This is a genomic window from Protofrankia sp. Cr1 (assembly GCF_963555865.1).
Classification (GTDB): domain Bacteria; phylum Actinomycetota; class Actinomycetes; order Frankiales; family Frankiaceae; genus Protofrankia.
Genome location: NZ_CAUVXO010000606.1, coordinates 1,274 through 3,450, shown reverse-complemented (window position 1 = coordinate 3,450; position 2,177 = coordinate 1,274). Strand labels below are relative to the sequence as shown.

The 2,177-nt window shown below is 66.7% G+C and carries 2 protein-coding genes; one reads left to right on the top strand and one right to left on the bottom strand.

The window, feature by feature from the left end:
- Positions 1 to 59: 59 nt before the first annotated feature.
- On the bottom strand, positions 60 to 1,679 hold the full coding sequence (locus U9980_RS26600) for a hypothetical protein (RefSeq protein WP_322770442.1): 1,620 nt from the start codon (positions 1,677 to 1,679) through the stop codon (positions 60 to 62).
- 242 nt (positions 1,680 to 1,921) lie between these two features.
- Between U9980_RS26600 and U9980_RS26595 the strand changes: the two genes are divergently transcribed.
- The coding region (locus U9980_RS26595) for a transposase (protein ID WP_322770441.1) at positions 1,922 to 2,177 on the top strand (256 nt) is incomplete at its 3' end.

The following is a 2,177-nucleotide window of genomic DNA, read 5'->3' as shown; positions in this document are numbered from 1 at the left end:
GCGCTAGAGGTCTTGGACGGGCGAAGCCGTCATGATCGAGTCAAGTTCGTGGGCGTGAGTCAGGCTGCCAGACCTGCGTGTTCGGCGAGTTGGTTGATGGCGGTTTCGTAGGCGGTGGCTGCACGTCGTAGGGGTGGCGGATCGTTGCTGTGCGGGTCGGTGAGTTCGGCCATGCCGGTGCGCAGGAGCCGGTTGTAGGCGCGGGTGAGGAACAGTGCGTGTCGCAGGCCGGCGTCGGTGACCTGGTAGCGGTGGGTGTGCGGGATGCGTTCGATGAGTCCGTGCAGACGCAGGCGCCGCAGGTCGTAGGTCATCTGTCCGCTGGTCATGGTGGCGGGCTGGCGGCCCAGCAGGGGCGCGAGGATGTCGCGCAGGTCGCGGTTGGTGAAGCCGTGGGGCAGCAGACGGAAGACCAGGAGCGCGGAGAGCAGCGCGTGGACGCGGGGATCGGTGAAACGCAGTCCGGGGATCCGCTGCCCGCCGCTGGTGGTGAGGGGGTCGTGGACGGCGGTGAAGGCGGCGTGTCCGGCGGCGGGGTCGTGGCTGATTCGTTGGACGCCGAGCAGGCGTCGGTTGGCGGTGGTGCCGATCTGTCGGAGTGCCGGCAGGTTGGTCAGCCGTTTCCCGATCTGGAAATCCCCGGTGTTGTTGATGGTGGTCTCGGTGCGTAATGCCTGTCCTTCCTTGTGGTACTGCTTGACGGTGGTGTGTTTGTAGTCGATGTGCAGGCTGGGGGTGACGCCGTCGGTGATGATCCGGGTCCGGAACCGGCCGGGGGTGGCCCGCGGGCCGGTGCGCATGAGGCGGCGGTCGAAGACGAGACCGACCTGGTCGGGGCGGCCGAGGTCGAGGTTGTCCCGGATGACCTGTTCGAAGAAGATCCGCCCGGAGACGGGCCGGTCGAGCATCTGGGTGAGGGAGAACTCGGCCTGCAGGACCGAGAGGTCGTAGCGGTAGCCGGCGGCTCGGTCGGCCGCGGTGAACGGGTGCGGCAGACGTGCCAGCCATTTCCGTAGCAGGGCGTCGATCTGTCCGGGTCCGAGTGTGTCGCAGATCGCCTGCAGGGTGGGCGCGTCGTCGACGGCGGCGAAGGCGTTGTCCAACGCGGTGAAGCCGATGCCCGCGTGGGCGGCCTGGCGTTTGGCCCATTCATGCCCGTTGATGCACAGTTTGGCGTTGTAGGGGAAGTAGGAGCAGAACTTCAGGAAGAACGGGCCGAAGTCGTCGTCGACGCAGTAGAAGTAGAACTGGTTGATGACCCCGGTGGTCTTGACGATCCACGGGTAGGCGTTGCCGTCGGCGTCACGGCGTTTCTCGGTACGACACAGCGGGGTTTTCTCCTGTGCCCGTCCGATGAACAGCACTCCTTCGGTGCCGGTGAACCGGGCGAGGTGCTGGTGCGCGACGTCGTCCTTGCGTTGCCCCTTGACGAAGTCGACCCAGGGCAGGTTGTGGTCGTGGGCGAACCGGTGCACCGCGGTGACGAACGCGTCAGTGATCCGGGCCAGCGGGGCGGTGGAGGCGACGGGTAGCCCCAGCTGGCGGTGCACGTACCCGACCAGCCCCAGGGGGAACTGCAACTGCGGCACGTACACGTTGAGGTACATCCGGTCGATGCACTCGACCTCGAAGGTCACGTGGTCGGACAGGACATCGGCCACGGTGCGCGGTAGCGTCATGGCAAGCTCCGGTCGGACGGAGGCTTTCCAGCTAACCACCGCCGCATGAGCGGTACCACCCACGGGGCCCGCTTGGGCGCCGTCGACCGCCGGCCGGAGCCCGCAGCGGCAGCCGAGCGGCGCACGCCTCGTCGGGCTGGGGCGAAGCCCCGTTAGTAGTACTTCGTTAGGTTAAGTTGATGTTGACGGGTGGGGGTAAGACGAGAACAGGACGGACCCACCCACTCATGATTGTGTAAACGATGGAACTGACGCTCCGCGAGATCCACCAGGTACAGCCCCGGCTGGCGGCGTTCACCGCACAGATGCTCGACGGCCTGGCACGCAAGGACCAGCGGGCCACCGGCGAGCTGTACGTGCGCGGCCTGCTGAGCGAGGGCCAGCGCAAGGCGATGCAGCCGATGGCCACCCGGCTCGGGATGGACTACCAGCGTTTCCAACAGTTCATCACCTCCTCGACCTGGGACTACACCCAGGTACGGCGCAACGTGGCCACCT

Coding starts and splice junctions, on each gene's coding strand:
- U9980_RS26600 (WP_322770442.1), bottom strand. CDS start 1,679: ATGACGCTACCGCGCACCGTGGCCGATGTCCTGTCCGACCACGTGACC.